The sequence below is a fragment of the Enterobacter sp. WI-ESBL-E8 genome (assembly GCF_053364895.1).
Map to the genome: position 1 here is coordinate 2190409 of NZ_JBRWXJ010000001.1, position 22750 is coordinate 2213158.

The window sequence follows — 22750 nt, forward strand, 5'->3', positions numbered from 1 at the left end:
ATACCCTTTTATCGAAACGATCAAACGCCAAGACGATCGCGCAGGCTGTAATACGCCGCGCCCATCGCCGTGAATGGAATCCGCAGGCTGCGACCGCCCGGGAAGGGGTAGTGCGGGAGGTTGGCAAACGCATCAAAGCGCTCAGCGTCACCGCGCAACAGTTCCGAGATCAGCCGTCCGGCCAGGTGGGTGCAGGTCACGCCGTGGCCGCTGTAGCCCTGCATGTAATAGATGTTTTTATCCAGACGACCAAACTGCGGCATGCGCGACAGGGTCAGCAGGAAGTTGCCCGTCCAGCGGTAGTTGATTTTGACGCCTGCCAGCTGAGGGAAGGTTTTCAGCAGCTTTGGCATCACCATGCGCTCGACGTCGTCCGGATCGCGCGCGCCGTAGACTACGCCACCGCCGTACAGCAGGCGGTTGTCGGCGGTGAGACGGTAGTAATCCAGCAGGTAGTTACAATCTTCCACGCAGTAGTTATTGGGGATCAGCGTGCGGGCTACCTCTTCCGGCAGCGGGGCGGTGGTCACCACCTGGGTGCCGCAGGGCATGCTGCGTTTTGCCAGGTCCGGTTCTATCTTGTCGCCCAGATAGGCATTCCCGGCGACGATCACGTAGCGGGCCGTCACCTGGCCATGCTGCGTGCTCACCACGGCCGGGCTGGTGTGCTGAATGGCGGTCACCGGGGACTGTTCATACACCCGCCCGCCGTTCAGGCGTATGGCGTCCGCTTCGCCGATCGCCAGGTTCAGCGGGTGAATATGCCCCCCGCTGCGGTCCAGCAGCGCGCCGGTATAGCGTTCGCTGTCGACTTCCCGGCGGATGGCGCTGGCGTCCAGCAGCTCCAGCTGCGTGTTGCCGTAGCGTTCCCAGTTGGCTTTTTGCTCCTCCAGCGTCTCCAGCTGCTTATGGTTTAACGCCACAAACAGCCCGCCGGGACGATAGTCGCACTGGATCTGATAGCGCTGGATACGCTCCCGGATGATTTCCCCGCCTTCAAACATCATGCTCCCGAGGACTCTGGCGGCATCGGGCCCGTAGTTTTTCTCAATCACGTCGATATCGCGGCTGTAGGAGTTGACCAGCTGGCCGCCGTTGCGTCCGCTGGCGCCGAAGCCGATGCGCGCCCCTTCAAGGAGCACCACGTCGTAGCCCATTTCGGCGAGATGCAGCGCGGAGGAGAGGCCGGTATAGCCGCCGCCCACCACGCACACGTCACAGCTGATGGACTCGTTAAGCGTCGGGAAAGGTTCGTAAGCGTTCGCGCTGGCCGCGTAGTAGCTGGTGGTATGTTCGGTCATGATTGAGGCTCCAGGGCAATCCAGATGGTTTTCAGTTCAGTAAATTTTTCCAGCGCGTGCAGGGACTTATCGCGACCGTTGCCGCTCTGCTTATAGCCGCCAAAGGGTACGGTCATATCACCGTCGTTATAGTTATTGACGAAGACCGAGCCTGCCTTCAGGCGGCTGCTCATGCGGTGCGCGCGGGAGAGGTCGCGGGTCCATACCGCCGCGCCAAGCCCATATTCACTGTCGTTGGCCAGCGTTAAGGCTTCCTCTTCGGTTTTAAAACGGGTGACGACCAGCACCGGCCCGAAAATCTCTTCCCGGCACAGCGGGGAGGCAGGGTCGATGTCGACAAAAACGGTTGGGCCGACTGCGGAAGGCCATGGTTGTTCCCGCCCGTCCAGCAGCAGCGTACCTTTCCGGGTTCCCTCGCGAATAAACGTGTGGACGGTATCGGCGTGCGCGGCGTCGATGAGCATTCCCATCGTGCTGTCAGGGTCGAGCGGATCGCCGGGCTGCCAGTGGCGGGCCTGCGCCTTCAGCCTTGCCAGGAAGTCGTCGGCGATGCTGTCTTCGAGCAGCAGGCGGGTGCCGGCGATACAGACTTGCCCCTGGTTATAAAAAATCCCGGCGGCGGTCGCGCTTACGGCCTTGTCCAGATCCGGACAGTCGGCAAAGATAATGTTGGCGCTCTTGCCGCCTGCCTCCAGCCAGACGCGCTTCATGTTGCTTTCTCCCGCGTCCTTCAACAGCTGCTTGCCGGTGCGGGTAGAGCCGGTAAACGTCAGCACTTCCACCTCCGGATGCAGCGCCAGCGCCTGGCCCGCTTCGTGGCCGTAACCGCTTATCACATTCAGCACGCCGTCCGGCAGGCCCGCCTCTTTCGCCAGCCCGGCCAGCCGCAGGGCGGTGAGGGGCGATTTCTCCGACGGTTTCAATACTACGCTATTGCCCGCGATCAGCGCCGGGCCCAGCTTCCAGCAGGCCAGCAGCAGCGGGAAGTTCCAGGGGACGATGGCCGCGACAACCCCGATCGGCTCGCGCACGATCATCGCCAGCTCGCCCGGACCCGTAGGGGCCACTTCGCCGTAGACTTTATCCGCCGCTTCGGCGTACCAGCGAATGGCGCGCGCCGCGCCGGGAATATCGTCGCGCAGGCTGTGGCGGATGGGTTTACCGGTGTCCAGCGTTTCCAGCAAGGCCAGTTCTTCGACGTGGCGTTCCATTAAGTCGGCGAGCTTATTTAGCACGGCCTTGCGCTGCGCCGGAGACGCCTGCGACCAGTCACCGCGCTCAAATACCTCACGCGCGGACTGAACCGCGCGGTCCACGTCCGCCTGCTTGCCCCGGGCCACGTTCGCCAGCGGCTGCTGGGTAGCGGGGTTGACGGTTTCAAACGTGGCATTATCGGCGGCGTCACAATAGGCGCCGTTAATAAATAACCGGGTCTCAATGGCGCTGTTTTTTGCTTTATCCTGCCAGTAAGTCAGGTGCTGAAAATGCATATTCACTCCTTTCTTTCGCAATCAGATAAATAAAGGCATGGCCGTTTCAGGCAATACGAAGCCGTGGGGCATCCCGGGAATTAACCCGTAAAATGCCGACATTAATCGTTTTTATTTGTCCCGGCGTAAGCGCGCTTACGCCGGGACCGAGTGGTAATTAGAACGTGGTGGGGGTGTGGGCACTGATAATGCGGCAGATGCCTGCCGAGGTGTTGCTGAAGCTGTGCGGTATGCCGGTATTGATGGCATAGCTCTGCCCCGCAACCAGGTGATAAGGCTGGCCATTAATGGTCAGCACTATTTCACCTTCCAGTATCGTACCGATCTCCTCACCCTGGTGTTTGATCCTCTCTCCGGTCGTGGTTCCAGGCTGGTAAGTTTCAAAAATCATCGCCAGCGTACGGTTCGGATTTCCGTTATGAACCAGCTTCATCGAAACCCCCTGACTGCCTATTTCGATAAGGTCGTCCTGATTAATAACCACCTGCGGTTCATCAGGTTTTTCCGGTTCCGAAAAGAATTCCGAGAGCGACAGCCCATAGACTTTCAGCAGCTTTTGCAGCGTACTGATGGCAGGACTGACTTTGTCCTGTTCAATGGTGCTGATGGCACTGTGTGTTAACCCAGACAGTTCGGCGGCACGCCGCTGCGAGAGACCCAGCTGCTGGCGGATCTCAGACAGACGTTTCCCTGGCGCCAGTCCGTCATCGCTCATAGTTGCATTTCCTTTACGGTAGTGGTCAAAGCCGTTGCTTCTCGGCAATGTGGCTTTGACAGGCGGTGATAAAACCTTCAAACAACATACGTGACAGGGCGTACTCGCTGCTGTTCCATTCGGGGTGCCATTGCACGCCGAGGGCGAAAGGGTGGTCATGAACGCTGACCGCTTCGACCAGCCCGTCCGTTGAGCGGGCCTCCACGCGGAGCCGTGGTCCTAACGTTCGTGCACCTTGCCCGTGTAACGAGTTTACCCAAAATGTGTTACAGCCTGGTATTAATTGAGACAGCAGTCCTCCCTCCTGAACCTGAACCTCATGAGACGGGGCGTATTGTAGCTCAACCGGCAGTTCAGGATCTTCCCGGTGCTCAAGCAGGTCGTTCTGCTCGAACAGGCGACGATACAGCGTCCCTCCCGTTGCAACAACCAGTTCCTGCAGCCCCCTGCAGATGGCGAAAATGGGGATGCGCCTTTCGAGCGCGGCGGCAATCAGCGCCATGCTCAGAAGATCTCGCCCGGGATCGGCGTTAGGCTCATCGCCGTTTTCACCATACAGGTGCGGCTGCACATTACTAGGGCTGCCCGGCAGGTAAATCCCGTCCAGGATTGGCAGCAGAGCGGTAATGAGCTCTGGCTCTGCCAGCGCATGCGGTAAGGCAATAGGTAAGCCCCCCGCGTTAATAATGGCGTTCAGGTACTTTTCTTGCAGAGTCTGGGTCTCATGACCCTTAAGCCTGTTTCTACACATCACCACGCCAATAACTGGCTTGTTCATTATATTTTCCATGATCGCCCTCACAAAGTGGACTAAATTTAGGCCATTATCGCCTGTTAAACGGCCTTTTCGTTCAATATTTTCTCAATCTAGCAACGGGATCTGCCTTTTGCAAACTTAATTTAACATTTGACAAACAATTTGTTTGCATACAGATTCGATAGGGTGGACATTATATTTGACAGTCCAGAGCAGCGAACGCAAATCCAAAAACGGTGGTAAATCATGGAAACCAATATCGTAGAAGTTGAGAACTTTGTGCAGCACACGGATGAGAGGCGGGGTAGCGCCTTTACGCAGGAAGTGAAGCGCTATTTAGAAAAGTATCCTGACACCCAGTTTATTGATGTCCTCCTGACCGACCTGAACGGCTGTTTTCGCGGCAAACGCATCCCGGTTGCCGGACTGAGCAAGCTTGAAAAAGGCTGCTATTTCCCGGCTTCGGTTTTCGCCATGGACATTTTGGGTAACGTCGTGGAAGAGGCGGGCCTGGGGCAGGAGCTCGGCGAGCCGGACTGTATCTGCGTACCGGTGCCGGGCACCCTGACGCCGTCCGCCGCCGACCCGGAGTACATTGGTCAGGTGCAGCTCACCATGGTCGATGAAGATGGCGCTCCCTTTGACGTTGAGCCGCGGAACGTACTCAACCGACTCTGGCAGCAGCTGCGCCAGCGCGGTCTGTTCCCCGTGGTAGCGGTAGAGCTGGAGTTCTATTTGCTTGACCGTAAACGCGATGCCGAGGGCTATCTGCAGCCTCCCTGCGCGCCGGGCACCGACGTGCGTAACACGCAGAGTCAGGTCTACTCGGTTGATAACCTGAACCACTTTGCTGACGTGCTGAACGACATTGACGAACTGGCGCAGCTGCAGCTGATCCCCGCCGACGGGGCAGTGGCTGAGGCCTCCCCGGGCCAGTTTGAGATTAACCTGCACCATACGGAAAACGTGCTCGATGCCTGCGATGATGCGCTGGCGCTGAAACGACTCGTCAGACAGATGGCGGAAAAACATAAGATGCACGCCACGTTTATGGCAAAGCCGTATGAAGCGCATGCGGGCAGCGGGATGCATATCCACATCAGCATGCAGAACAACAGAGGCGAAAACGTGCTTGCAGACGCCAGCGGCGAGGATTCCGCGCTGCTGAAGCGCGCGCTGGCCGGGATGATCGACCTGATGCCGGCGTCCATGGCGCTGCTGGCGCCGAATGTCAACTCCTACCGCCGTTTCCAGCCGGGAATGTACGTGCCGACGCAGGCGTCATGGGGACACAATAATCGCACGGTTGCCCTGCGTATCCCTTGCGGCGATCGCCATAACCACCGGGTCGAGTACCGGGTGGCGGGAGCAGACGCGAACCCGTATCTGGTGATGGCGGCGATTTTTGCCGGCATCTTACATGGGCTGGATAACGATTTACCCCTGCAGGAAGAAGTGGAAGGCAATGGTCTGGAGCAGGACGGGCTGCCTTTCCCGATTCGTCAGAGCGATGCGCTGTGGGAATTTATGCAAAACGATAGTCTTCGAGAGCGGCTGGGCGAACGTTTCTGCCACGTCTATCACGCCTGCAAGAATGATGAACTGCTGCAGTTTGAACGCCTGATTACCGAAACTGAAATTGAGTGGATGCTGAAAAACGCCTGATGACGTGCCCCGGTAAGGGGCCGCTTTGTTTCATCGCATATGTATCACCAAACGGCCTGCGCGGAGCCTGGCCTAACTGTTCGCTGGCACGCCAGCTATCTCCCGGGAGTCGCGTTATGGAGCGCAGGCGGCACAGGGATTTTCTTAACGACACTGTGTGACGAGGTAGGAAATGATGCAGATGTTCAACTATCCGCAGGGCGAAGGGGGCCAGTCAGGCTCCTGCTGTGAGTGTGAGCCAGAGACGGTGCGCTGGTACGATGGCGTGTGTTCTTTACAACTTCCCCCTTTGCTAAGCAGGTTTGCGTTAAGGTCAACGCGATTGCAAACCACGGTAAGCATGGGGGGGACGGTATATGGCGACTAATACCTCTCTTGACTCGCCGGGCATGGCCGGAAGAACCCGGCTGCGCAGCTCCCTCAAGCTCTGGCAGGTGGTCATGATGGGGCTGGCTTACCTCACCCCTATGACCGTGTTTGATACCTTCGGCATTGTGTCCGGAATCAGCAATGGCCACGTGCCCGCCTCGTATCTCCTGGCGCTGGCTGGCGTCATGTTTACCGCCATCAGCTACGGTAAATTAGTACGACAGTTCCCGGAAGCGGGCTCTGCATACACCTACACGCAGAAATCGATCGGACCTCACCTGGGCTTTATGGTCGGCTGGTCATCGCTGCTGGACTATCTCTTCCTGCCGATGATCAACGTGCTGCTGGCGAAGATCTACCTCTCCGCGCTGTTCCCTGAAGTGCCGCCGTGGGTCTGGGTGGTGGGGTTTGTGACGATCCTGACGCTGGCGAACCTGAAGAGCGTTAATTTGGTCGCCAACTTTAACACCCTGTTTGTGCTGGTGCAGGTCGCCATCATGGTGGTGTTTGTCATACTCGTGGTGCATGGCCTGCACAAGGGAGAGGGCGTTGGTACCGTCTGGTCGCTCCAGCCGTTTATCAGCGAGAACGCACACCTGATCCCTATTATTACCGGCGCGACTATCGTCTGCTTCTCTTTCCTCGGCTTTGACGCGGTTACTACGCTGTCGGAAGAGACGCCAAACGCGGCGCGGGTGATTCCCAAAGCCATTTTCCTGACCGCACTGTATGGCGGGCTGATATTCATCATCGCCTCGTTTTTCATGCAGCTCTTTTTCCCGACGATCGCGCGCTTCAAGAACCCGGACGCCGCGCTGCCGGAAATTGCGCTGTACGTGGGCGGCAAGCTCTTCCAGTCGGTGTTTCTGTGTACCACGTTCGTGAATACGCTCGCTTCAGGCCTGGCTTCGCACGCCAGCGTTTCACGCTTGTTGTATGTGATGGGGCGTGACAACGTCTTTCCGGAGCGGGTGTTTGGCTACGTGCATCCGAAATGGCGTACTCCGGCCCTGAACGTCATTATGGTAGGGATAGTGGCGCTGTCGGCCCTGTACTTCGATCTCGTGACCGCGACGGCGCTGATCAACTTCGGGGCGCTGGTGGCGTTTACGTTTGTTAATCTCTCGGTGTACAACCATTTCTGGCGGCGCAAGGGGCTGAACAAAACGTGGAAAGATCGGTTCCACTATCTCCTGCTGCCGCTCATTGGTGCCGTAACGGTCGGCGTGCTGTGGATAAACCTCGAAGCGACGTCCCTGACGCTTGGCCTCATCTGGGCGGCACTGGGGATCCTTTACCTGACATGGCTGACGCGCCGTTTCCGAAAGCCGCCTCCTCAGTTTGAAGCCGCTAAGATAGAGCAGGCCTGGGATTCCTGAACGTGAAACGGCACCAGTACGCTGGTGCCGTTTTTCTCATTGCTCGTCTAACCGGGCATCAGCCCGCAGGCTTATTATCTCAGACGTTTATGAAGGCTTGCTCCCACCAGCAGTGCGGCACAGAGCATTAGCGCGATAAACCCGCCCACGCCGTTCCAGCCGTAGCTATGCCAGAACACGCCGCCGAGCGTCCCGGCGATGCTGGAACCCAGGTAATAGCTAAACAGATACAGCGACGATGCCTGGCCTTTGGCGCGACGCGCCCGCGGGCCAATCCAGCTGCTGGCGACCGAGTGGGCGGCGAAGAACCCCGCGGAGAAGAGCAGCATGCCGGCAAAAATCAGCCACAGGGAGGAGAAGAGCGTCAGCAGCAGGCCGAGCAGCATCATCGCCGTGAAGAACAGCATGACCGGGCCGCGCCCATAGCGTGCGGTCATCGCCCCGGCCTTCGGCGAGCTCCAGGTGCCGGTCAGGTACGCCACGGAAAGCAGGCCGACCACCGCCTGGCTCAGGTGCCACGGAGAGAGCATCAGGCGATAGCCAATATAGTTAAACAGCGTAACGAAAGAGCCCATCAGCAGGAAGCCTGCCAGGAACAGGCGCGGCAGCCCCTTGTCGCGCCAGTGCAGGCGGAAGTTGATAAACAGCGTTTTCGGGCGCAGGGAGGTAGGACGGAAATGACGCGACTCCGGCAGAATTTTCCAGAACATCAGGGCTGATGCCAGCGCAAAACACCCGATCGCGGCCAGCGCAATACGCCAGTTAAAGAAGTCCGTGAACACCCCGCTCAGCAGGCGTCCGCTCATCCCGCCGATCGAGTTCCCGCTGATGTAAAGCCCCATCGAGAAGGCAACAAAGCTCGGGTGGATCTCCTCGCTGAGGTAGGTCATCCCGACCGCCGCCACGCCGCTGAGCGATAGCCCAATCAGCGCGCGCATCACCAGAATGCCGTGCCAGCTGGTCATCATGGTCGAGAGTAGCGTACAGACCGAGGCCAGCATCAGGGCCGTCACCATCACCTGCTTGCGGCCAATGGCGTCGGAAAGCGGCCCGGTAAAGAGCAGGCCAACCGCCAGCATACCGGTAGAAATTGAGAGTGAAATGCTGCTGCTGGCAGGCGATACGCCAAACTCGTGCGAAAGCACGGGCAGGATCGGCTGAACGCAATAGAGCAGGGCGAAGGTCGCCAGACCGGCGGAAAAAAGCGCCAGCGTGACGCGCATAAATTGGGGGGTACCACGTTTAATAAACTGAACCGGCTGCGATGCGGCGGGTAAATCATTGATGTCGCTGGCCGGATCGATATCAATGGAAGTTGTACGACTCACACAGTTTCCTTGCTTAAACATCCCCGTGATTTCTGGTGACGGGTATGACCACCTCTTCAGGGTAGGAAAATGTAAATATTCTGTCTAATATATTAATAATCTCAAATGATACTTTAAAAATATGAATATCGAGCTGCGTCATCTCCGCTACTTTGTCGCCGTCGCCGAAGAGCTGCATTTTGGCCGCGCGGCGGCACGGCTGAACATCTCTCAGCCACCGTTAAGCCAGCAGATTCAGATCCTGGAACAGCAGGTCGGGGCGCGTCTTCTGGCCCGCACCAACCGCAGCGTGAGCCTGACGGCGGCGGGAAAGCAGTTTCTCGTCGACAGCCGACAAATCCTTAGCATGGTCGAGGATGCCGCCGCCCGGGCAGAACGGCTGTATCTCGGGGAAGCGGGAGAGCTGCGAATCGGGTTTACCTCGTCCGCGCCGTTTATCAGCGCCGTCTCGGAGACCCTTTCGTCATTTCGTCGCCATTTCCCGGATGTTCACATTCAGACGCGCGAAATCAATACCCGCGAGCAGATCGCGCCTCTGAACGAAGGTTCGCTGGATCTGGGGCTGATGCGTAATACCCAACTGCCGGATACGCTGGCGTGGCAGGTCATTCTGCGCGAGCCGCTGATGGCCATGATCCCGCGCGATCATCCGCTGGCGTCGCGTCCGTCGGTGTCGCTGGCAGAGCTGGCAAAAGAGCCGTTCGTCTTTTTTGACCCGCAGGTCGGGACGGGGCTGTACGACGATATTCTGGGGCTGATGCGCCGCTACGACCTTGCGCCGGTCATTACCCAGGAAGTCGGGGAAGCGATGACCATTATTGGCCTGGTCGCCGCCGGGCTGGGGGTGTCTATTCTCCCGGCCTCCTTTAAAAGGGTACAATTGCGCGAAATGCGCTGGGTGACCATCGCCGAAGAGGACGCCGTTTCAGAGATGTGGCTGGTCTGGTCAAAACATCGTGAACAGAGCCATGCCGCGCAGCGCTTCAAACAGCAGCTCATCACCGCCTCTTTAGGGTGATATTTCCAGGGAAAAGTGAGCGAAAATGTGCGGTAAATCACATGGCTAAGTAAATATTTGACGACAGCCATGCAAGTGCTTCACCATAGCCCACAGTTTATTTCGAAGCTCGAAAATAAGGGAGTACGAGGTGGTTGCTGATAGTCAGCCAGGGCATATCGATCAGATTAAGCAGACCAACGCTGGCGCGGTGTATCGCCTGATTGATCAGCTTGGTCCGGTTTCGCGTATCGATCTTTCGCGCCTGGCACAGCTGGCACCCGCCAGTATCACCAAGATTGTCCGCGAAATGCTGGAAGCGCACCTGGTTCAGGAAACGGAAATTCAGGAGCCGGGCAGCCGCGGCCGTCCGGCCGTGGGGCTGGTGGTCGAGACGGAAGCGTGGCACTACCTGTCGCTGCGCATCAGCCGGGGGGAGATCTTCCTCGCGCTGCGCGATCTGAGCAGCAAGCTGGTGGTGGAAGACCGGCTTGAACTGCCCCTCAACGCGGAAGAACCGCTTCTCGATGCGATTGTCACGCACATCGATCACTTCTTTATTCGCCACCAGCAGCGGCTTGAGCGCTTAACCGCGATTGCCATCACCATGCCGGGCATTATTGATACCGAAAATGGCATTGTTCACCGCATGCCGTTTTATGAAGACGTCAAAGAGATGCCGCTGGGCGAAGTACTGAAAAACCACACCGGCGTGCCGGTCTATATTCAGCATGACATCAGCGCCTGGACCATGGCGGAGGCGCTGTTCGGCGCCTCCCGCGGCGCGCGGGATGTGATTCAGGTGGTCATCGACCATAACGTCGGGGCGGGCGTGATCACCGACGGACGTCTTCTCCACGCCGGAAGCAGCAGCCTGGTGGAAATTGGGCATACCCAGGTCGACCCGTACGGCAAGCGCTGCTACTGCGGGAACCACGGCTGTCTGGAGACCATTGCCAGCGTGGAGAGCGTGCTGGAACTGGCGCAGGTGCGGCTCGGCCAGTCCATGAGTTCGTCGCTGCACGGCCAACCCCTAACGGTAGATTCACTCTGCGCCGCCGCGCGCCAGGGCGATCTGCTGGCGAAGGACATTATTACCGGCGTGGGGAATAACGTTGGCCGCATTCTGGCGATTATGGTAAACCTCTTTAACCCGCAAAAAATCCTCATTGGCTCGCCGCTCAGCCAGGCGGCGGAGATCCTGTTCCCGGCGATCTCGGCCTGCATTCACCAGCAGTCGCTGCCCGCCTACAGCAAAAATATTGCGGTAGAAAGCACCCAGTTTTCCAACCAGGGCACGATGGCCGGCGCGGCGCTGGTCAAAGACGCCATGTATAACGGCTCGCTGCTGATCCGCCTGTTACAGGGTTAACTCTTTTCCGCAGATGTAAGAAAAATTGCGCTATCTCAAGCCGGGTAGCGCACGCATCCCGTAGACTTCCACCACTGAATTATTTACCTGGTTTATATTTTCGAAGCATACCCAAGAGGTGGAGTGAGTCATGCTTAAGCGTTTCTTTGTTACTGGTACAGATACCTCTGTCGGCAAGACCGTTGTATCCCGCGCATTGCTGCAGGCTCTTGCAGCAAGCGGTAAACGCGTGGCAGGGTACAAACCGGTCGCAAAAGGGAGTAAAGAGACGCCAGAGGGATTGCGTAATAAAGACGCCCTGGTGCTGCAAAGCGTCTCGTCGCTGGAATTGCCTTATCACGCGGTCAACCCCATTGCGTTAAGCGAAGACGAGAGCAGCGTGGCGCACAGCGGCCTGATTAATTACCCGCTGCTGTCCGACGGCCTGGCGAACCTGAGCGAGAAGGTCGATCACGTGGTGGTTGAAGGCACGGGCGGCTGGCGCAGCCTGATGAATGACCTGCGCCCGCTGTCTGAATGGGTGGTGCAGGAACAGCTTCCGGTGGTGATGGTCGTGGGAATCCAGGAAGGGTGCATCAACCATGCGCTGCTGACGGCGCAGGCGATTGCCAATGACGGCCTGCCGCTGATTGGCTGGGTGGCAAACCGCATCAACCCGGGCCTGGCGCACTATGCCGAGATCATCGACGTGCTGAGCACCAAGCTGCCGGGGCCGCTGGTGGGAGAACTGCCTTATCTGCCTCGCGCCGAGCAGCGCGAGCTAGCGCAGTACATCGATCTCTCTTCCCTCGGTGGCGTGTTGACCGTAGACCGAGTCGTGGCGTAACGTCCGCGACAGCACGGACGCCACCACGCAGGCGACCAGCAAGCCGGGCAGTAAAAAATACTGCCCGGTCATTTCACAGACCATCAGCGCCGACATAATAGGCGCATGCGTGGTCGCGGCGAGCAGCGTTGCCATCCCCGCCAGACCCAGCAAAATCGCCGTTTCAGACCCCGGTAACCACAGCGCGAAAAGTTGTGCAAACAGCATCCCCGTCGCCATGCCGACAAACAGCGTGGGCGTAAACACCCCGCCCGGCGCGCCCGAGCCGCTGCTTGCCAGCACCGCCAGCAGTTTACAGACAAACACCCCGGCAATCACCGTCAGCAGCGGCGGGGCGAGCAGAAAAGCCTGAACCACGCTGTAGCCATTCCCCCATACCTTTGGCGTGAGGAGGGACAGCAGCCCGACGATCAAACCGCCCAGCGCCAACTGCCACGGCGGCGAAAGTTTAAGGCGCAAAAATAAAGAATGACTGAATGCCATCAGCCACATCAGCAGCGGACCGCAGAGACCCGCCAGCAGGCCCATGGCAACCAGCAGGGCATAATCCGCCGCGCTGAGGGTGCCGCTCAGATGGACCTCATAGAGCGAGCCGGCACCGGGTGCCAGGAGCTGCGTGGTGAGAAGCGCCACGACTGCCGCAATAACCACCGGGCCGAGCGAGGCCAGCATCAGCGTGCCGAACAGAATCTCAGCAATAAACAGGCTTCCGGCCAAGGGCGCATGGTAGGCGCTGGCCATCCCGGCCGCGGCACCGCAGGCGATCCAGAGCTTCCATTCTGATTTCGGCGTAAAGCGCCGGGCGAAAAAGGAGGCGGCGAGGGCGGCGAGCAGGATCATAGCCCCTTCACGCCCGATGGCGCTTCCGCTGGCAACGACCAGCAGCGAGGCAAGGGATTTCACGAGGCTGGCACCGTAATCAAACTGGCCGTCCCCGGTCTCCAGCGCTTCCATATAATCGGTGGGGGCGTGAGGCCGCTGGGCGTTCAGCCGCTGCCATCCCCAGAGCAGCAGCCCGGCGGCCAGGCCACCCAGGGCTGGCGTCAGCGCGCGCCGCCAGGGAGAGAGCGACGCGGCGGCATTCACCAGGCTGCCGCTGTCGTTGCTGAGAAGCAGCCACTCCAGCAGGTACATGCTGTGGCGGAACGCCGCAACGGCCAGCGCGGCCAGCACGCCGGTGACGGTGGCAATCAGCAGGCGACGAAACATCGCGCGGATGTCGGGGTAGGTATGAAGACGTTGCATGGGTCGCGTTTTAACGAGGACGATACGATATTGTGGCGGGAAATCGCGGGGTTAGCAAAAGGTCTGCGTGCGAAAAGGCCGGGCGATGCCCGGCCGGAAAGGTTAGCCGTCGCTGTGAATATTGAGCGCCCGGCGCGTACGGCCGGAACTCAGGTACTCGGCAATATAGTCCTGCGAAATCTCGCCGTTGTAGCGCCCGTCCTCATCCACGATCGGCATCCAGCTGGTATTGCTCTCATACAGGCGTGAAAGCACCACGCGCAGGTTGTCTTCCGCTTTGCCGGTCATGCGGAACGGATGCAGGATGTCGGCGCAGGTACCGCTGGCGTTGCGCGCTTCGCGACGCTTCACAAAGCCCAGCGGTTTGCCGTTCTCGTCGACCACCGTCACGGCACGAATGTCATTATCATCCATGATCGCAAAGGCGTCGGGAAGCGGCGTAGAGCCCCGCACCGTAATGGTTGGCTGCTGGTCGGTCACGTCGCCCGCGGAGACCAGCAGCAGGCGCTTCAGCGTGCGGTCCTGGCCGACAAACGAGCCGACAAACTCATTCGCCGGCTTCGCCAGCAGCTCATCGGGGCTGGCGCACTGGACAATTTTCCCCTGACGGAATACCGCGATACGGTCGCCGAGCTTCAGGGCTTCATCGATATCATGGCTGACCAGCATGACGGTTTTTTTCAGCTTGCGCTGCATCTCCAGGAACTGGTTCTGGATCACCTCGCGGTTGATCGGGTCCACCGCGCCGAAGGGTTCATCCATCAGCAGTACCGGCGGATCCGCCGCCAGGGCGCGGATGACGCCGATACGCTGCTGCTGCCCGCCGGACATCTCGCGCGGATAGCGGTGGAGAAACTTGTGCGGATCCATCGCCACCATATCCATCAGCTCTTCGGCGCGGGTTTTACAGCGCGCTTTATCCCAGCCCAGCATGCGCGGTACGACGGTGATGTTCTCTTCAATGGTCATGTTCGGGAACAGGCCAATCTGCTGGATCACGTAGCCAATGTTGCGGCGCAGGGTCACGGTGTCCATGCCGCTGGTGTCTTCGCCGTTAATCAGGATCGTCCCGCTGCTCGGGGCGATCAGGCGGTTGATCATCTTGAGAGTAGTGGTTTTCCCGCAGCCGGAAGGGCCAAGCAGGACGCACATTTCCCCTTCGGGCACGTTCAGGTTGACGTTATCGACGGCCTTAAAGGTCTGGCCGTGCTTCTGTGAAAATTGTTTGGTGAGGTTTTCCAGTTTTATCATTATCGAATCCCCTTCGGAGTCAGTACCACCTGCAGACGGTGTAGCAGCCAGTCGAGCACAATCGCTAAAAGACAAATCATCAGCGCGCCTGCAATTAACATGCGAATATCGCTTCCGCCGATGCCGTTGAGCAGCAGCAGGCCCAGACCGCCCGCGCCGATCACCGCGGCAATCGCCATCACGCCGATGTTCATCACCACGGCGGTGCGGATGCCGCCGAAAATCACCGGCAGCGCCATCGGAATTTCAACCCAGCGCAGACGCTGCCAGAAGGTCATGCCGATGCCGCGCCCGGCTTCGCGCAGGCCCGGTGGCAGGCTGTCGAGCGCGGTGTGGGTGTTGCGCACAATCGGCAGCAGCGAGTAGAGAAACACCGCCGTAATCGCGGGCAGGGCACCAATCCCCTGACCGATCAGCGAAAACAGCGGGATCATCAGGCCAAACAGAGCAATGGACGGAATGGTCAGCACGATGGTGGCTATTCCCAGCACCGGCGTCGCCAGCCACTTGTGGCGGACAATCAAAATGCCCAGCGGAACGCCGATGAGAATGGCTAAGCCCACGGCCAGCGCCACCAGCCACAGATGCTGCAGCGTCAGGGTCAGCAGGTAGTCCCAGTTATCGAGGATGTAGTGAATCGTCTCCATAGCGCCTCCTACAGCAGCTGTTTGCTACGCAGGAAATCTCGGGCGACCTGCTGCGGTGACTGATGGTCGATATCCACCTTCTTGTTCAGTTCGGTGATAACGTCGTTGTTGAGCTGGGCCGAGAGGGTGTTGAGCGCCTCTTCCAGGCCCGGGTTGGCCTCCAGCGTGTCCTTACGCACCACCGGGGTGACGGCGTAGCTCGGGAAGAAGCCTTTGTCATCCTCCAGCACCTTCAGGTCGAAGCCCTTCACGCGACCGTCGGTGGTGTAAATCAGACCGGCGTCGACGAAGCCGTCGCGCACCGCGTTGTAGACCAGACCGGGGTCCATCTGGCGGATCTGCGGGCGATCCAGCGTCAGGTTATAGGCCGCCTGCAGTGGCTTCATGCCGTCGCTGCGCCCGGCAAACTCCAGGTCTAAGCCCAGCAGCCAGTTTTTGTCCGGGTTGGTTTTACGAACCTGTTCAATCTTCGCCACCATCTCTGACATGGTGTTGATATGTTCCGCCTCGGCGCGCTTGCGCTGCATGGCAAAGGCATAGGTGTTGTTCATGTCGGCGGGCTTGAGCCACACCAGACCGTGCTTCGCGTCCAGGCGTTTCACCGTCTCGTAAGACTCCTGCGGCGACATGCGCTTGTTGATGTGGTTGAAGATGATTAATGATGTGCCGGTGTATTCCCACGTCATATCAATCTGTTTATTGATCATCGCGTTACGGGAAATCACCGTGGCGATATTGGTTTGCGGCTGAACCTGAAAACCCTTCTTTTGCAGGTACTGCACGGTCATCGCCGAGAGAATATGCTGCTCGGTAAAGCTCTTGGTCGCCAGAATCAGCGGGGCCGCCATTGCCTGGCTGGTGAACAGCGCCGCGGCACACAGCGCCGTCAGGCCGGAAAACAGTCTCATAAAAGCTCCTTGTTATAGTTATCGAGCGAGATGGGGACTCATCACGCGACCCAGCGCCGCTAGCAGGGTGTCGAGGATCAGGGCGAACAGGGCGGTAGCCGCCGCGCCGAGGATCAGGGTCGGGAAATCGTTCAGATAGATGCCGGGGAAAATCAGCTCGCCGTAGCTGCTGGCGCCAATCAGGAACGCCAGCGGCGCGGTACCAACGTTGATAGCGGTGGCGATGCGGATCCCCGAGAGCATGACCGGCCAGGCGTTCGGCAGCTCGACCTGGCGCAGACGCTGCCATTTGGTCATCCCAATCCCGTTTGCCGCTTCCAGCAGCGACGCCGGGGCCGAGCACAGCCCGGCGTAGGTATTACGAACTATCGGCAGCAGCGAGGCGAGGAACAGGGCGATGATGGCGGGCGTATCGCCGATGCCAATCACCACCATCGCCAGCGCCAGTACGGCCAGCGGCGGCAGCGTGTTGCCGACGTTGAAGATTTGCATCACGTATTCGGCGATACCCCGCGCGGCCGGGCGGCTCAGCAGGATACCGGCAGGAATACCGACCAGCAGGGCAAAGAACATCGACGAGAAAACCAGAATCATGTGCTGTTGCCCGAGATAAACCAGGTCAACCTGGCGCGCCTTAATCGTCTCCAGCCCGATGCCCCAGACGAGGAGGGCGAGGACCGCGATAATGGCGCCGACGAACAGCAGCGAACGTTTGAGTAATGGGTGCATTGCGGTGTGTCTCCCTGTGCGCATGCGTTATAGCAACCGCCGGTTGCCTGTTGTTATGCCATGTTTCGGCAGGGGTAGATGACCTATAGCAAGCGTTTGGGAAGGGTTCCAGCGAAGGGGTGAAATCAGTAACCCTATGAAAATAGTGACAACATCAGGTCAGGCCTTATGGCGTAAGGCCTGATATGTGGCGGGCAGAATAGTCCTAAAGAGAAGATTTGAATGTGACACCGTCACGTTTAAAGCGTCACTCACGAGTTCGTGCGGCACGGAAATTATGCGGTTTTAGCGTCTCCTGCTCTCCATTCCTGCCAGATTACCTCCAGCCCTTGCCGGTAGGAGGTGACGGCAAAATCAGGGAAGCGGCGCTTAAATTTCGTTGAATCAAACAGGTTGTCAACGTCGTACCTGGGCAACAGCTCCCGCATTTCACGGGCCCCCTGTGAAAACAGCGCCGTCGCGGCGAAGGCCAGCTTGCCGAGCACGACGTAATCCGCCTTTTGGCCGAAGATGTCACAGGCGAGGGTCACAAATTGTTGATACGTTAGCCTTTCGTCCCAGCACGGCAAATGCCACGTCTGCCCGTAGACCTCAGGCGTATTGCCCAGCAGGGCGAGCGCGCGGCTGGCATCCGGCGTCCAGATGAGCGTACGAAGCGTATCGTCACGGACCGGAACGCGCGGGCGTTTGTGCTGCTTCAGCCTGTCGATAATGAGCGTATTCGTGAAGCTCTGCGTTCTCTCAGGCCCGTAAAACTCCGGTGCCCGACCGATGAGGACGGAAATGTCGCCCCGCTGCATTTCGGCAAGCACCCGGTTGGCCATCAGCGCACGCACGTTGCCTTTCCGCCCCCGGGGCGTAAAGCGCGTCTCTTCAGTTTGCGGCGCGTCGCTCTGGGGGTACATGTAGGTATTGTCAAAATAGACGAATCTTGCGCCCGCCTTTCGCGTGGCCTCCAGCGCATTGTCCAGCATGGTGGGGAACTGACGCTCCCACAGGGCGGAGTCAGGCGGCAGACCGGCGGTAAAGTAGACCGTGTCGCTGCCGCTAACCGCCTTCTGCGTCTGCTGCGCATCCAGGAGATCGGCCGCCACCGTGATATCGCTGGCGTTGACTTTCTGCGGATGGCGGCTGACCAGCCTGATATCATCGGTGTATTGGCGTTTAAGCTCGCGGGTCAGTTCACGGGCAATTTGCCCGCTGGCGCCGAGAATAGTTTGCATGGTAGCTCCCTGATGAGATGACGATCCGGTTGACCGTATCAAAAGTTTAAGCTTAAAGTTAACTTTAAGGTCAATATGCCAGAGCTGACGAAATGAAAATTGGCGAGCTGTCGAAAATGACGGGAATTACCCCGTCTCGCATTCGGTTTTATGAGGCGGAAGGTTTACTGCCGCGACCGGTCAGGCAGGGAAACGGATACCGTTCGTATTCCACCGATGCGGCAGCGCTGCTGAACATCATCGACAATGCGCAGCGTGCGGGGTTCACCCTTGAGCAAATACGCCGCTTCCTGCCGCAGCCGCAGCAGCGCTGGGATCATGAGGGACTGGTCAAGTCCCTTAAGACGCGCATTGCTGAAATAGAGGCGATGCAGAAGCAGCTTGAGGAAAACCGTAGAGAGCTGCTGACGCTGGTCGCAAGCATCACCAGCAGGCCGGATGGGATCTCCTGTGACGACAACATGCAGCGCCTGCTGGGGCAGTTGCAGCGCTCAGACGGCAGCACGGACTCGTCGCACCCGCGTAGAGACGGTGATAATTGAGACGGTGGCAACCACCGTGAGCATCAGCCCGAGCGCCAGCATGGCGTTAAACCCGACCCACCTGAACAGCAGCAGCCCTGCGATACCGCCGGTAATAAACGAGAACAGGGTGGTTAAGTGGGTTTTCAGCTGGCTTTTTTGCGCCGCCGTATCTTTGGAGTAATCCCTGCGCAGCATCGCCACCATAACGGAGGCCAGGGATATGCCCGCGTCCGTCAGCGTGCCGGTAATATGCGTCGATCTCACCCGTCCGCCGGAGAGCTGCGTGGAGGTGGAATTATGAATACCCATCAGACCGCAGAGAAAAAGAATAATCTCGCGGTTGCTGGTGAGGGCATGAAAATACATTTCGTAAAAAGAGACGCCGCTCAGTAATAACCCCTCAACAAAAAGGATCTGGCAAAAAACCAGCCTGACGTTATGGATAATGCCCCATATCACGATCGTGCGCGCAATGATTGCGCCTGCCACAAAGGAGAGAATAATCGAGCCGAAAAAAATAATATCGCTCAGATCGGTGGAAGAGACTTCGCTGGATAATTGAGAGGTGTTGCCGGTCATATGTGAGGGGAAAAAGCCGAAAGCCCCGAGGGCGATGGCGTTCAGCAAACCTGCAGAGGTCGCCAGCCAGAGAGCAAGCCGGCGATCCTCCTGGTGCGTTCGTTCTTTCTTGAGTCTTATCAGCAAGAATACCTCCGGGTTGAACTTTGCCTGAATATTCAGGCTAGCAAAGCGGCGTAACGGGCTGTCCAGGATATGGCTTAATTATTATTCCCTCTGACGACTTCACGGGTTTAGTAATTAAATAAAATACCCTTTCTCAAGATGTGGGTAATGCGTTAAATCATGCCGTTATTTCCGTGACGCAAAAACGCCGGGCGCTGGTTAAGGCGTTCAAACCAGGCCTCAATCGCGGGCACGTCAGGCTTATCAAACGGCGTCATTTTCCAGCGATTCACCGACAGCCCAAGCACTACGTCCGCAAGGGTAAACGTCTCGCCCGCTGCAAAGGCTCCGGTGCGCTGCAGCTGGTTCTCCAGTATGTTGACGCAGTGGTTCCACTCTTTAATACCCGCCGCAATGCGCTCGGGATCGTTAAAGTCCGGGTTTTTACGTCCCAGCGCCGGGAAAACATAGCGCCAGGCGGTGTTAAATTCCGATACCTGCCAGTCCATCCAGCGCTCAACGTTGGCGCAGGCCTGCGGTTCTGCGGGCAGCAGATCGTGACGTTCGGCCTTGCGCGCCAGATAGCGGCAGATGGCGTTGGACTCCCACAGCACGAAATCGTCATCGATCAGCACCGGGACCATGGCGTTGGGGTTCAGGGCGCGGAAGGCATCCGTTTCCGTCGAGGCAAAACCGCTGCCGTAATCTTCCTGCCGGTAAGCGATGCCCGCTTCTTCGCAGGTCCAGAGTACTTTACGAACGTTGATGGAGGTGGTTTTCCCGAGGATGCTGATCATTGCGCAGGTGTCCTTTACTGGATGTCATTGTTTAAAAACAATACACCAGCGAGGCAGAAAAGCGTCAAAAAATCATCCGGCGCGTTATTTGTGAAGACGCGAAAGCAGAAACGTCAGCGCTGCCGCACAGAGGAGCACGATGCCACTCAGGGCAAACGTGGTCTGCCAGCTGTAGCGATCGAACGCTATACCGCCCGCCGTTGAACCGAGCGCAATAGCGAGCTGGATCACCGCGACCATCAGTCCACCGCCGGCTTCGGCATCCTCCGGCAGCGTTCGCGCAATCCACGTCCACCATCCCGTTGGCGCCGCCGTTGCCAGCATCCCCCACAGGCCTGACAGCAGGGCGACGATCCACACGTTATGCCCGGTGAGTATTAACGCGACTGCGATGGCGGCCATCAGCAGAGGGATCGCGATCAGCGTCACGTAAAACGCGGCATTAAGCACCACGGCAACGAACAGGGTGCCCACAAAACCCGCGACGCCGATGGTGAGCAAAATCAGCGACAGACCGGTTCCACTGACCTGGGTGACGGTTTCAAGGAACGGGCGCAAATAGGTAAACAGCGCAAACTGACCCATAAAGAACAGGCCGCAGGCCATCAGACCGACGGAAACCGCAGGCTGGCGGAATAGCCGAAAAACGCTTCCCTGAGATGTACCACTTTTACGCCCCTGCATGTCCGGCAGGCTAAAACACTGCCAGATGAACGCCGCTATCGCCACCGGCACCAGGCAAAGAAATGCGCCGCGCCAGCCAATGGTGGCGCCAAGGTAGCTGCCAAGCGGGGCGGCCACCACCGTTGCCAGCGCGTTACCGCCGTTGAAAATGGCCAGCGCGCGCGCAACCTGGTGCGGGGGAACAAGGTGAATGGCCGTTGCGGCAGACATGGACCAGAACCCGCCGACGGCAATACCGATTAGGGCGCGGCCGAGCATATACGTCAGATAGTTCGAGGCGAAACCAATAACCATCCCCGAGAGTGCCATCAGCAGGGTCATGCCCAGCAGAAGGTATTTACGATTCATATTCCCGGCAAGCTGGGAAAGGAAAAGGCTGGTCAGAACCGCCAGCGCGCCGGAGATGGCAATGCCCTGGCCGGCAAGCCCCTCTGTGACTTCCAGCGATCTGGCGAGAGGGGTAAGCAGGCTGACGGGCATAAACTCAGATGCAATCAGAACAAATACGCAGAGGGTCATGGCAAAAACGCCGCTCCAGTGCGCATGTTCAGCGTGTTGTGGTGAGGTATGGCTCAGTGAGGACATAGTCTTTTTTCGCGAAGAGCCACCCGCGCAGAACGGGTGGCGTAGGGGTTTATTTCAGGCTGGTTTTGAAGAACTCTTCAAACCGGGTGAACGGGATCTTCCCGGCAACGTTGTCGTAAAGATCGACATGGTTTGCGCCCGGGACAATCACCAGTTCCTTCTGCTTGCTGCCGACCGCTTTAAACGCATCTTCTGCAAAATAGCGGGAGTGCGCCTTTTCACCGGTCACGATAAGCGTCGGGATAGCGATCTCGCCGGCATAGCTCAGCAGCGGCATATTCATAAACGACAGCGGCATTGTCGCGGTCCATGCGCCGGTGGAGTTGACTGAGCGGGCATGGAAGCCGCGCGGCATCCGGTAGTAATCAAAGAACTCCTTGAGTACCGGATTCGGGTTGGCGGGTAACGCGTCCGGCAGAATACGTTCCGCAGCCGTCACCTTGCCGTTCTCATCGACATAAATGTCATGGCCGCCGTGCGCGAAGGTACCGTTCTCAGCATCTTTCCAGCGCTGTGCGTTCAGATACTGCAGAACGGCACGGCGATCGGACGTTGAATAACGATCTTTGCCGTCGCCGACGCCGTGACCCATCGCCCGGCTCATGTCGTACATCACGCTGGTGGCGACCGCTTTCACGCGGGTGTCCATGGCTGCCGCGTTCAGCGCCATACCGCCCCAGCCGCAGATGCCAAGAATACCGATGCGGTTACGATCAACCTCTTTCTGTAACCCCAGGAAATCAACCGCCGCGCTAAAGTCTTCGGTGTTGATATCAGGAGACGCGACGTTGCGCGGCTGGCCGCCGCTTTCGCCCGTGTAAGACGGATCGAATGCCAGAGTGACAAACCCTTGTTCCGCCAGGGTCTGGGCGTACAGGCCGCTGGATTGTTCCTTGACCGCGCCAAACGGCCCGCTCACGGCAATGGCCGCCAGCTTGCTGTCGCCGCGGTTTTTAGGCAGATACAGATCGCCCACCAGCGTGATTCCGTAACGGTTCTGGAAAGCCACCTTACGGTGGTCGACTTTATCACTCTCGGCGAAGGTTTTGTCCCAGGTGGTCACCATCGAAACAGGCGCGTTTGGGTTGGTCGTCTCAGCATAGCTCATTGTTGTCACTCCACTTAATGATGCACATAGCAGCATCGCAACGGACAGTTTTTGGGTGAATGTTTTCATGAAAAGGTGCCCTGTGTTGTTGTGATGCAGGCATTATAGTTAGCAAAAATAGTGCTGATTAGGGGCCGAAAACTGCTAGGATTAATACCAAGTTGTT

General features: G+C 58.5%; 22 protein-coding genes. 7 read left to right on the forward strand and 15 right to left on the reverse strand.

The genetic code is table 11. The features are described 5' to 3' along the window. Positions 1 to 20: 20 nt before the first annotated feature. The 4 genes from ACWHWP_RS10570 to puuD all read right to left on the reverse strand — a co-directional run bounded on the left by ACWHWP_RS10570 (position 21) and on the right by puuD (position 4296). Entirely contained in the window at positions 21 to 1301 is a 1281-nt protein-coding gene (locus ACWHWP_RS10570) for an NAD(P)/FAD-dependent oxidoreductase (protein ID WP_447855534.1), read from the reverse strand. Beyond that, positions 1298 to 2791: an aldehyde dehydrogenase PuuC gene (gene puuC / locus ACWHWP_RS10575; protein WP_447855535.1), complete on the reverse strand. Its 1494-nt coding sequence runs from the start codon at positions 2789 to 2791 to the stop codon at positions 1298 to 1300. Before puuC ends, ACWHWP_RS10570 begins: the two co-directional genes overlap by 4 nt. Positions 2792 to 2948: 157 nt before the next feature. After that, positions 2949 to 3506: an HTH-type transcriptional regulator PuuR gene (puuR, locus tag ACWHWP_RS10580; RefSeq protein WP_047348722.1), complete on the reverse strand. Its 558-nt coding sequence runs from the start codon at positions 3504 to 3506 to the stop codon at positions 2949 to 2951. A 25-nt stretch (positions 3507 to 3531) separates the two neighbouring features. Continuing rightward, on the reverse strand, positions 3532 to 4296 hold the full coding sequence (gene puuD, locus ACWHWP_RS10585; RefSeq protein ID WP_063956729.1) for a gamma-glutamyl-gamma-aminobutyrate hydrolase: 765 nt from the start codon (positions 4294 to 4296) through the stop codon (positions 3532 to 3534). Positions 4297 to 4509: 213 nt separating this feature from the next. Between puuD and ACWHWP_RS10590 the strand changes: the two genes are divergently transcribed. The 3 genes from ACWHWP_RS10590 to ACWHWP_RS10600 all read left to right on the forward strand — a co-directional run bounded on the left by ACWHWP_RS10590 (position 4510) and on the right by ACWHWP_RS10600 (position 7676). After that, entirely contained in the window at positions 4510 to 5928 is a 1419-nt protein-coding gene (locus ACWHWP_RS10590) for a glutamine synthetase family protein (protein ID WP_447855536.1), read from the forward strand. Positions 5929 to 6109: 181 nt separating this feature from the next. Beyond that, on the forward strand, positions 6110 to 6295 hold the full coding sequence (locus ACWHWP_RS10595; RefSeq protein ID WP_429134810.1) for a YmjE family protein: 186 nt from the start codon (positions 6110 to 6112) through the stop codon (positions 6293 to 6295). Further along, positions 6285 to 7676 (forward strand): APC family permease, encoded by a 1392-nt coding sequence (locus ACWHWP_RS10600; protein ID WP_059311276.1) that lies wholly within the window; start codon positions 6285 to 6287, stop codon positions 7674 to 7676. Before ACWHWP_RS10595 ends, ACWHWP_RS10600 begins: the two co-directional genes overlap by 11 nt. 74 nt (positions 7677 to 7750) lie before the next feature. Here ACWHWP_RS10600 and ACWHWP_RS10605 read toward each other — a convergent pair whose 3' ends face one another. Beyond that, positions 7751 to 9004 (reverse strand): MFS transporter, encoded by a 1254-nt coding sequence (locus ACWHWP_RS10605; RefSeq protein ID WP_063431557.1) that lies wholly within the window; start codon positions 9002 to 9004, stop codon positions 7751 to 7753. Positions 9005 to 9125: 121 nt separating this feature from the next. Between ACWHWP_RS10605 and ACWHWP_RS10610 the strand changes: the two genes are divergently transcribed. The 3 genes from ACWHWP_RS10610 to bioD all read left to right on the forward strand — a co-directional run bounded on the left by ACWHWP_RS10610 (position 9126) and on the right by bioD (position 12199). Then, positions 9126 to 10022: a LysR family transcriptional regulator gene (locus tag ACWHWP_RS10610; protein WP_063431555.1), complete on the forward strand. Its 897-nt coding sequence runs from the start codon at positions 9126 to 9128 to the stop codon at positions 10020 to 10022. A 130-nt stretch (positions 10023 to 10152) separates the two neighbouring features. Continuing rightward, on the forward strand, positions 10153 to 11373 hold the full coding sequence (gene mlc, locus ACWHWP_RS10615; RefSeq protein ID WP_047348716.1) for a sugar metabolism global transcriptional regulator Mlc: 1221 nt from the start codon (positions 10153 to 10155) through the stop codon (positions 11371 to 11373). Between the two features lie 130 nt (positions 11374 to 11503). Further along, positions 11504 to 12199, forward strand: a complete 696-nt coding sequence (bioD, locus tag ACWHWP_RS10620; protein WP_047348715.1) for a dethiobiotin synthase — start codon at positions 11504 to 11506, stop codon at positions 12197 to 12199. Here the strand turns inward: bioD and clcB are convergent. From clcB to ACWHWP_RS10650, 6 genes are all read right to left on the reverse strand, one after another. After that, positions 12134 to 13444 carry a voltage-gated ClC-type chloride channel ClcB gene (gene clcB / locus ACWHWP_RS10625; protein ID WP_447855538.1) on the reverse strand — a complete coding sequence of 437 codons (1311 nt, stop codon included), beginning with the start codon at positions 13442 to 13444 and terminating at the stop codon, positions 12134 to 12136. The genes bioD and clcB overlap by 66 nt on opposite strands. A gap of 102 nt (positions 13445 to 13546) precedes the next feature. Further along, positions 13547 to 14695: an osmoprotectant ABC transporter ATP-binding protein OsmV gene (osmV, locus tag ACWHWP_RS10630; protein ID WP_059311281.1), complete on the reverse strand. Its 1149-nt coding sequence runs from the start codon at positions 14693 to 14695 to the stop codon at positions 13547 to 13549. Next, positions 14695 to 15342 (reverse strand): osmoprotectant ABC transporter permease OsmW, encoded by a 648-nt coding sequence (gene osmW / locus ACWHWP_RS10635; protein WP_014169860.1) that lies wholly within the window; start codon positions 15340 to 15342, stop codon positions 14695 to 14697. The genes osmV and osmW overlap by 1 nt, the downstream gene beginning before the upstream one ends. Before the next feature lie 8 nt (positions 15343 to 15350). Then, a complete protein-coding gene (osmX, locus tag ACWHWP_RS10640) occupies positions 15351 to 16250 on the reverse strand; it encodes an osmoprotectant ABC transporter substrate-binding protein OsmX (protein ID WP_059311282.1) in 900 nt (299 codons plus the stop codon). Positions 16251 to 16268: 18 nt separating this feature from the next. Then, positions 16269 to 16979 (reverse strand): osmoprotectant ABC transporter permease OsmY, encoded by a 711-nt coding sequence (osmY, locus tag ACWHWP_RS10645; protein WP_447855539.1) that lies wholly within the window; start codon positions 16977 to 16979, stop codon positions 16269 to 16271. A gap of 275 nt (positions 16980 to 17254) precedes the next feature. Next, entirely contained in the window at positions 17255 to 18202 is a 948-nt protein-coding gene (locus ACWHWP_RS10650) for an NAD-dependent epimerase/dehydratase family protein (protein ID WP_447855540.1), read from the reverse strand. Between the two features lie 92 nt (positions 18203 to 18294). Here ACWHWP_RS10650 and ACWHWP_RS10655 point away from each other — a divergent pair, with 92 nt between their 5' ends. Further along, positions 18295 to 18744, forward strand: a complete 450-nt coding sequence (locus ACWHWP_RS10655; RefSeq protein ID WP_447855541.1) for a MerR family transcriptional regulator — start codon at positions 18295 to 18297, stop codon at positions 18742 to 18744. Here ACWHWP_RS10655 and ACWHWP_RS10660 read toward each other — a convergent pair. The 4 genes from ACWHWP_RS10660 to ACWHWP_RS10675 all read right to left on the reverse strand — a co-directional run bounded on the left by ACWHWP_RS10660 (position 18694) and on the right by ACWHWP_RS10675 (position 22653). After that, on the reverse strand, positions 18694 to 19431 hold the full coding sequence (locus tag ACWHWP_RS10660; protein WP_059311286.1) for a YoaK family protein: 738 nt from the start codon (positions 19429 to 19431) through the stop codon (positions 18694 to 18696). The genes ACWHWP_RS10655 and ACWHWP_RS10660 overlap by 51 nt on opposite strands. Before the next feature lie 152 nt (positions 19432 to 19583). Beyond that, a complete protein-coding gene (locus ACWHWP_RS10665; protein WP_063431550.1) occupies positions 19584 to 20207 on the reverse strand; it encodes a glutathione S-transferase family protein in 624 nt (207 codons plus the stop codon). An 84-nt stretch (positions 20208 to 20291) separates the two neighbouring features. Continuing rightward, the gene (locus tag ACWHWP_RS10670) at positions 20292 to 21476 is read right to left on the reverse strand and encodes an MFS transporter (protein ID WP_063956126.1); all 1185 of its coding nucleotides are present in this window, start codon (positions 21474 to 21476) and stop codon (positions 20292 to 20294) included. A gap of 49 nt (positions 21477 to 21525) precedes the next feature. Continuing rightward, positions 21526 to 22653 (reverse strand): alpha/beta hydrolase, encoded by a 1128-nt coding sequence (locus tag ACWHWP_RS10675; RefSeq protein WP_063956128.1) that lies wholly within the window; start codon positions 22651 to 22653, stop codon positions 21526 to 21528. Positions 22654 to 22750: the final 97 nt, after the last annotated feature.

Bases quoted from the DNA above. Each gene is read 5' to 3' on its own strand.
- ACWHWP_RS10570 (WP_447855534.1), bottom strand. From the start codon at position 1,301: ATGACCGAACATACCACCAGCTACTACGCGGCCAGCGCGAACGCTTAC.
- puuC (WP_447855535.1), bottom strand. From the start codon at position 2,791: ATGCATTTTCAGCACCTGACTTACTGGCAGGATAAAGCAAAAAACAGC.
- puuR (WP_047348722.1), bottom strand. From the start codon at position 3,506: ATGAGCGATGACGGACTGGCGCCAGGGAAACGTCTGTCTGAGATCCGC.
- puuD (WP_063956729.1), bottom strand. From the start codon at position 4,296: ATGGAAAATATAATGAACAAGCCAGTTATTGGCGTGGTGATGTGTAGA.
- ACWHWP_RS10590 (WP_447855536.1), top strand. From the start codon at position 4,510: ATGGAAACCAATATCGTAGAAGTTGAGAACTTTGTGCAGCACACGGAT.
- ACWHWP_RS10595 (WP_429134810.1), top strand. From the start codon at position 6,110: ATGTTCAACTATCCGCAGGGCGAAGGGGGCCAGTCAGGCTCCTGCTGT.
- ACWHWP_RS10600 (WP_059311276.1), top strand. From the start codon at position 6,285: ATGGCGACTAATACCTCTCTTGACTCGCCGGGCATGGCCGGAAGAACC.
- ACWHWP_RS10610 (WP_063431555.1), top strand. From the start codon at position 9,126: ATGAATATCGAGCTGCGTCATCTCCGCTACTTTGTCGCCGTCGCCGAA.
- bioD (WP_047348715.1), top strand. From the start codon at position 11,504: ATGCTTAAGCGTTTCTTTGTTACTGGTACAGATACCTCTGTCGGCAAG.
- clcB (WP_447855538.1), bottom strand. From the start codon at position 13,444: ATGCAACGTCTTCATACCTACCCCGACATCCGCGCGATGTTTCGTCGC.
- osmV (WP_059311281.1), bottom strand. From the start codon at position 14,695: ATGATAAAACTGGAAAACCTCACCAAACAATTTTCACAGAAGCACGGC.
- osmW (WP_014169860.1), bottom strand. From the start codon at position 15,342: ATGGAGACGATTCACTACATCCTCGATAACTGGGACTACCTGCTGACC.
- osmX (WP_059311282.1), bottom strand. From the start codon at position 16,250: ATGAGACTGTTTTCCGGCCTGACGGCGCTGTGTGCCGCGGCGCTGTTC.
- osmY (WP_447855539.1), bottom strand. From the start codon at position 16,979: ATGCACCCATTACTCAAACGTTCGCTGCTGTTCGTCGGCGCCATTATC.
- ACWHWP_RS10650 (WP_447855540.1), bottom strand. From the start codon at position 18,202: ATGCAAACTATTCTCGGCGCCAGCGGGCAAATTGCCCGTGAACTGACC.
- ACWHWP_RS10655 (WP_447855541.1), top strand. From the start codon at position 18,295: ATGAAAATTGGCGAGCTGTCGAAAATGACGGGAATTACCCCGTCTCGC.
- ACWHWP_RS10665 (WP_063431550.1), bottom strand. From the start codon at position 20,207: ATGATCAGCATCCTCGGGAAAACCACCTCCATCAACGTTCGTAAAGTA.
- ACWHWP_RS10670 (WP_063956126.1), bottom strand. From the start codon at position 21,476: ATGTCCTCACTGAGCCATACCTCACCACAACACGCTGAACATGCGCAC.
- ACWHWP_RS10675 (WP_063956128.1), bottom strand. From the start codon at position 22,653: ATGAAAACATTCACCCAAAAACTGTCCGTTGCGATGCTGCTATGTGCA.